At 65.0% G+C, this 6,139-nt stretch carries 5 protein-coding genes; 2 read left to right on the top strand and 3 right to left on the bottom strand.

Features of this window, described 5'->3' with window-relative positions:
- The coding region (uxuA, locus tag ACK5L9_RS19750; protein ID WP_416913169.1) for a mannonate dehydratase at window positions 1-1,132 on the bottom strand (1,132 nt) is incomplete at its 3' end.
- Window positions 1,133-1,307: 175 nt separating this feature from the next.
- On the opposite strand from uxuA, the gene ACK5L9_RS19745 reads away from it, so the two are divergent.
- Window positions 1,308-4,094: an AMP-binding protein gene (locus ACK5L9_RS19745; protein WP_416913168.1), complete on the top strand. Its 2,787-nt coding sequence runs from the start codon at window positions 1,308-1,310 to the stop codon at window positions 4,092-4,094.
- Here ACK5L9_RS19745 and ACK5L9_RS19740 read toward each other — a convergent pair.
- Window positions 4,067-4,837 carry an SDR family NAD(P)-dependent oxidoreductase gene (locus tag ACK5L9_RS19740; RefSeq protein WP_416913167.1) on the bottom strand — a complete coding sequence of 257 codons (771 nt, stop codon included), beginning with the start codon at window positions 4,835-4,837 and terminating at the stop codon, window positions 4,067-4,069. The genes ACK5L9_RS19745 and ACK5L9_RS19740 overlap by 28 nt on opposite strands.
- A gap of 70 nt (window positions 4,838-4,907) precedes the next feature.
- Entirely contained in the window at window positions 4,908-5,279 is a 372-nt protein-coding gene (locus tag ACK5L9_RS19735) for a hypothetical protein (RefSeq protein ID WP_416913166.1), read from the bottom strand.
- A 236-nt stretch (window positions 5,280-5,515) separates the two neighbouring features.
- On the opposite strand from ACK5L9_RS19735, the gene ACK5L9_RS19730 reads away from it, so the two are divergent.
- On the top strand, window positions 5,516-6,139 hold a 624-nt coding region (locus ACK5L9_RS19730; RefSeq protein ID WP_416913165.1), incomplete at its 3' end, for an ATP-binding protein.

Below are 6,139 nucleotides of genomic sequence, written 5' to 3'. Positions count from 1 at the left end.
GATAGCCGGGCTGCCCGCCCCGGCCAAGATCGTCCAGAATGTCCTGCCCGTGATCGGGACGCATGGGGATTTCGGCATCGCTGCGCCCCGCCTCGCGCCGCCGCTCCTCTTGTCGCAGGATGGCTGCGATCAGCGCCACCATGTCGGTCTGACCGCCCAGATGTTCGTCCTCGAAGAACGAGACAGGCACGGCCTCGGCCTCACGGCGGACATTGCGCAGATGCAGGAAATGCACGCGGTCTCCCAGACGGTCCATCATGCCGGGCAGATCGTTATCGGGCCGCGCCCCAAGCGAGCCGGAACACAGCGTGATCCCGTTCGCGGGCAGATCGACGGCGGCGACGCGCTCGGCGTAATCGGCTTCGGTGGACATGATCCGGGGCAGGCCCAGCAGGCCAAAGGGCGGATCGTCGGGGTGACAGCACAGCCGCAGGCCCAGATCCTGCGCGACCGGGGCAACCTGTTCCAGAAAATCGTGGAAATTCCGGCGCAGCACCGCATCGGTCACGGGCGCATAGCTTTCCAGCAGATCGCGCACATCCTGCAGGCTGAAGCTTTCGGCAGCGCCCGGCAGGCCGAACACCACGTTGCGGACCAGCCCCTCGCGCCGGGCCTCGTCCATGGCGGCAAAGCGGCGGGCGGCCTGATCGCGGACGGATTCGGAAAAATCCTCTGCCGCGCCCTTGCGTTGCAGGATGTGGATGTCAAAGGCCGCAAAGTCGATCAGATCGAACCGCATGCAGGTCGCGCCGGTGGGGCGGCGCCATGCCAGATCGGTCCGGGTCCAGTCCAGCACCGGCATGAAGTTGTAACAGATGACGTCGATCCCCGCATCCCTGAGATGCCGCATCGAGGTGATCCAGTTGGCGACATGTTCGCGCCAGTCGCCGGTCTGGGTCTTGATCGCCTCGCTGACGGGCAGGCTTTCGACCACGTCCCATGCCAGCCCCGAAGGCGACCCGTCCTTCATCACCGCCAGTTCTCGCTGCCGCGCGGCGATTTCTCCGGGCGTCCAGACCGCGCCGGTGCGGACATGGTGCAGGGCGGTCACGACGCCCTTGACGCCCGCCTGCAACATGTCGTCGATGGACACGCGGTCCTGTGGACCGAACCAGCGCCATGTGTGTTTCATTCAGTTTCTCCCTTGGGGACGCAGCGTTGCCTGCTTGCTTCTTATCCCGATCCGGGCTGACCGCAAAGGCCGCTTGCAACCTTGCCAATCACGCGAATCCCGTCTTGACGCGGCACGCGATTGCCGCGACGAAACGGTTGCCGCTTTCTGGCCCGCTCATCTGGATATTTCGCCGATGTCACAGCACCACAGCCCGGTTTCCGCACAGCTTGCCCATGCGCTGACAGCCTTTCGCGACCGGGTCGCGATGCGGGACCGCCGCCTGAGCCTGAGCTATGGTGATCTGGCCGCATTCACGGCGGCCTGCCAGCGCGTGTTGGCGGGACAGGGGGCGGTGGCCGTCTATGGCGCGCCGGGGGCGCTGTTCGGGGCGGCCTGCACCGCCTGCGTGATCGCCGGGCGGCCCTTTGTGCATCTGGATCCCGCCATGCCGGACTCGGTGCTGGCCAATATCGTCGCCGAGCTTGAGATCGGGCTGATCCTGACCGCGCAGCCCGCGCGCGCGGGGCAGTTGCCGGACGGTTGCCGGGTTGTCGATGCCACGATCTTTCTGGACGCGCCCGCCGCAGACAGCATCGCGCCGGGCCGGGTGTCGCCGGGCGATTCGATTTATCTGGTCGCGACCTCGGGCACGACGGGGCGACCGAAATGCATTCCGGTGACGCATGACGCGGCCTTGCTGTCTTATGAATGGCGCGACGCCTATACGCCCTATACCCCCGGCATGAAGATCGGCATCTATATCTTTGCCATATGGGAGATGTTCCGCCCGCTGCGCAACGGGGCAGAGCTGTGTTTTCCCGGTCTCGACGATCTGTTGTCGCCGCAATCGCTGGCGCGCTTCATCACCGGCCATGACCTGTCCGAGATGCTGTTCACACCCTCGTTCTTTGAAAAGATGCTGCAAGGGCTGGACGCCGCGACCTGCGCCACCCTGCCCCTGCGCCGGATCGTCCTGAACGGCGAGGTGGTCAGCGACCGCCTGATCGCCGAAGCGCAGGCCAAACTGCCCCATGCGGCGCTGTGGAACCTGTACAGCATCTGTGAAACCCATGACATCTGCATGTCGGAGCTGACCGGGCCGGCGGGTCCGGCGCGGGGGGTGACGGTCGGCAGGCCGATGCCCCATCTGCGCGCGGTCGTGCTTGACGATCACGACCAACCCTGCCCCCCCGGCACGCCCGGCCTTCTGCATTTCGAGGGGCCGCGCATGCTGGGTCCGGGCTATGTCAACCGCCCCGAAGAAACTGCGCAACGTTTTCGCGAGCTGACCTTACAGGGTCGCGCGGTCAGGTTGTATGATACCGGCGATCAGGGTTATGTCGATGCGGATGGGCAGATTGTCGTTCTGGGCCGCGTCGCGCATATGCTGAAACTGCGCGGCCACAGCATCCAGACCCGCGAACTGACCGAGACGATGGCCGGACTCATGGGCTTTTCCCATGCGATTCCCTGGGTGCGGCAAGTCGGCGATCAGGGGCAGGCGCTGGTGTTCTATTACACCGCCGACGCCACGACCACGGCGGACAACCGGGCGCGATGGCAGATCGTCGATGACAGCCGGCGGATGCCCGACGCGCTGGTCCGCGCGCTGCGCAAGGTGCTGCCGGGCTATTGTGTGCCCTCTTATCTGGTGCAGCTTGACGCGATCCCGATCCACGAAGTGTCAGGCAAATGCGACTTCAAGGCGCTGCCCGAGATCAGGCCCGAAACCTGTGAACCCGAGACGGCGGGCGACGCGCTGCCGACGGTGATCCATGCGGCGCGGATCCTGCAATGCCGCATCGCCGAGATCGATCCCGACCGCTCGTTCCACGATCAGGGCGGCGATTCGCTGATGTGCGTCGATCTGATCCTTGAACTGGAACGCGGCTATGCACGGCGCGTCGATTTCGACCGGGCGCTGAATCTGCCCCTGTCACGGCTGCATCAGCTTCTGTCCGGCCATGCCGCCGACACGACCGGGCCGCGTTTCAGCCGTCCGGGCATCCTGCTGACCGGAGCGACAGGTTTTCTGGGACGGCAGGTTCTGACTGCCGCCATCGCAGCGCTGCCCGGCGATCACGTCGTCTATTGCCTTGTCCGCCCCCGCAACCGCGATCCGCATCAGCGGCTTGAGGCGATTGCAGCGGCGGCGGGCTTGCCGCAGGACCGGATCATTCCGGTGGCGGGATCCGTCGATGACGCGCATCTCGGGCTGGACGCAGATCATTACGGCGATCTCTGCGGGCATGTGTCGCTGGTCATTCATTGCGCGGCGACGGTCAATCTGGCGGTGGATCGCGCCACCATGCTGGACTGGTCGCGCGCGGGCATTACCGCGATCCTGCAATTTTGCCGCGATTCCGGGGCGGATCTGCGGTTTTCCTCGTCCTCGGCGGTGTTCCCCGAAACCGGCGGCCCCCACCCCGAGGCACCCGCCGCGATGTATGGTGCCTGTTCCGGCTATGGCGCCGCCAAGATCGAGGCAGAATCGCAGATTGCCGCTTCGGGGGTGAGTGCGGCCATCGTCCGGCTGCCATCGCTTTACGGTCTGGACGCGCCAAACCACCGCGACATCTATGAGATCATCCTTCAGGCAAGCCGTGCCATCGGCTGCCTGCCCGAGGGACTGATCTTTCCGATGACCGATCTGCGCGCCGCCGCCGGTTTTCTGGTCGGGCTGCGCCCCGGCGCGGGCGTGCGCTTTTACAACCTGATCGCCGATGATCCGGTGACGGCAGATGCCGGGTTCGAACGGGTCAGCCCCGATGCATGGCTGGCCCGCGCGCCCCTGCCGGATCTGGTCCGCGACCTGATCGCCGAGACCCCGGCGATCCTGCACGCGGATGCGGTTTTCGAAAATGCCGCCGCCAAGGCACAATGGCGGCAGGCAGGCATGGGCGATTTCGCCGCGCTGTCAGATGGCCGCGCGCTGCTGGATCGCAGGCTGCGTTACCACAGCGAACCCGCATTGACCTGAAAATCCTCCATCGTCATCGCGCGCCCCGCATCGCTGACCAGAAAGGCCACCAGCCCGGCCACCTCGTCGGGCTGGACCAGCTTGCCCTGAGGGTTCGACGCCTCGTATTTCGCGACGACCTCGGCACGGGGGGCACCCTGCGCCACCTCGTCATCAATGAATTTCTTCAGCATCTCGGTCTCGACCCAGGTGGGGCTGATACTGTTGCAGGTAACGCCCGCCGCCGCGCCCTCCAGCGCGACACAGCGGCCAAGGCCCAGAAGCCCCGCCTTCGACGCGCAATAGGCCGCGTTATTCGCCATGCCCTGATGCGCCGCGACCGAGGCAAGGTTGACGATCCGGCCCCACCGGTTCCGGATCATCCCCGGCAGGACGGCGCGGATCATCTTGAAGGTTCCGGTCAGGTTGATGTCGATCGTGTCATTCCAGATGCTGTCAGGATGCCCGATCACCGCGGCCTCGTCATAGACACCCGCCGCGTTTACCAGCACATCGACCCGCCCGCGCCGCGCGATCACCCCGTCCACGAAACGCGCGCAGCTTTCGGTGTCACGCACGTCCAGACGGTCAAAGGCGATCCGCTCGCCAAATTCGGCGCGCAGATCGCGGGTCAGGCCGGGATCGTCGCCGCGCCTTGCGCCGACAAAGACGGCATGCCCGGCCCCGGCCAGCCGTCTGGCGATGGCGCGGCCCATCCCCGACAAGCCTCCGGTCACGATTGCGGTTCTTGTCTCGGCTGTCATTTTGCCACCCCCGGCTGCAAGGAAATCCGGCCCCATCTTCTGCGCAGGGGACCGGCGAAGCAACACTTCGCTAGATGGCGACAATGCCGGCAAGCAGCGCTGCCCCTCCGAATGTCCATGCATCGAACAGCGCCATGGGATAACCGGACAGGAAATGCCACGCGGAAAGGATGTCGGGGGTGGATGCCGTTTCGGCAACGACCGAGCGGACCCGCAGCCCGCTGAGCAGCGCAAGAAGCCCAAAGGTCACAAGCAGCGCCTCGACCTTGGTCACGGCGAAAGCGGTCAACGGCACGGCCATGACCGATGCGACGGGCAGAACCTGACCAAGCTCGTCCCTGGGCAGCTTTCCGAACGACCGGTAAAAGGACGGAAGCCCCACCCATAGCTGTACCGACAGGATCAGATAGCCAAAACCAAAGAAAACCACGGGCAGTATCATTGCCAATCACTTCCGTCTCAAATCGCCATGTGGGACATTCCTAGAAAGCGCGACTGCATTAAGCAAGAATACCAGTCGGTTTTCTTTCGGGTCGCCGACAGGGACAGGTCGCCGCTCGGCAGGGTTATGCGCAACGGATTGCGTGGCATCGCGTGCAATCCCACAACCCCTTGCCCCGCCGCCCCGTCACATGAGATAGTCGCGTCAATCGCACAAGAACAAGACGAGCAGACCCGATGGCCGACGATCTTCTTTCCGCCGCCGACGCGACCGCTGACAGCTATTCCGCCGCCTCGATCGAGGTGCTGGAAGGGCTGGAACCGGTCCGCAAGCGCCCCGGCATGTATATCGGCGGCACCGATGAACGCGCGCTGCATCATCTGGTGGCGGAAATCCTGGACAACTCGATGGACGAGGCGGTGGCGGGCCATGCCAGCCGGATCGAGGTGGAATTGCAGGCCGATTTCAGCGTGGTGATCCGCGATAACGGGCGCGGCATCCCCATCGATCCGCACCCGAAATTCCCCGGCAAATCAGCGCTTGAGGTTATCCTGTGCACGCTGCATGCGGGGGGCAAATTCTCGGGCGATGCCTATCAGACCTCGGGCGGGTTGCACGGGGTCGGAGCCTCGGTCGTGAACGCGCTGTCGGATACGATGGTCGTGCAGGTGGCGCGTAACAAGGAACTGTTCGAACAGCGGTTCTCGCGCGGGATCCCGCAGGGGCCGGTGCAAAAGATCGGCGCGGCCCCCAACCGGCGCGGCACCACCGAGACCTTCCAAGCCGATCAAGATATCTTCGGTCAAAACCGCTTCAAGCCCGCGCGGCTGATCAGCAGGGGAAAATCCAAGGCCTCTCTG

The sequence above is a fragment of the Paracoccus sp. (in: a-proteobacteria) genome (assembly GCF_047973135.1).
GTDB lineage: Bacteria > Pseudomonadota > Alphaproteobacteria > Rhodobacterales > Rhodobacteraceae > Paracoccus.
Note: the sequence above shows the minus strand (reverse complement) of the source record. Positions and strands in the feature narration are given on the sequence as shown.

Excerpts from the sequence above, each read along its gene's own strand:
- ACK5L9_RS19745 (WP_416913168.1), top strand. The coding sequence starts at position 1,308 with ATGTCACAGCACCACAGCCCGGTTTCCGCACAGCTTGCCCATGCGCTG.
- ACK5L9_RS19735 (WP_416913166.1), bottom strand. The coding sequence starts at position 5,279 with ATGATACTGCCCGTGGTTTTCTTTGGTTTTGGCTATCTGATCCTGTCG.
- ACK5L9_RS19740 (WP_416913167.1), bottom strand. The coding sequence starts at position 4,837 with ATGACAGCCGAGACAAGAACCGCAATCGTGACCGGAGGCTTGTCGGGG.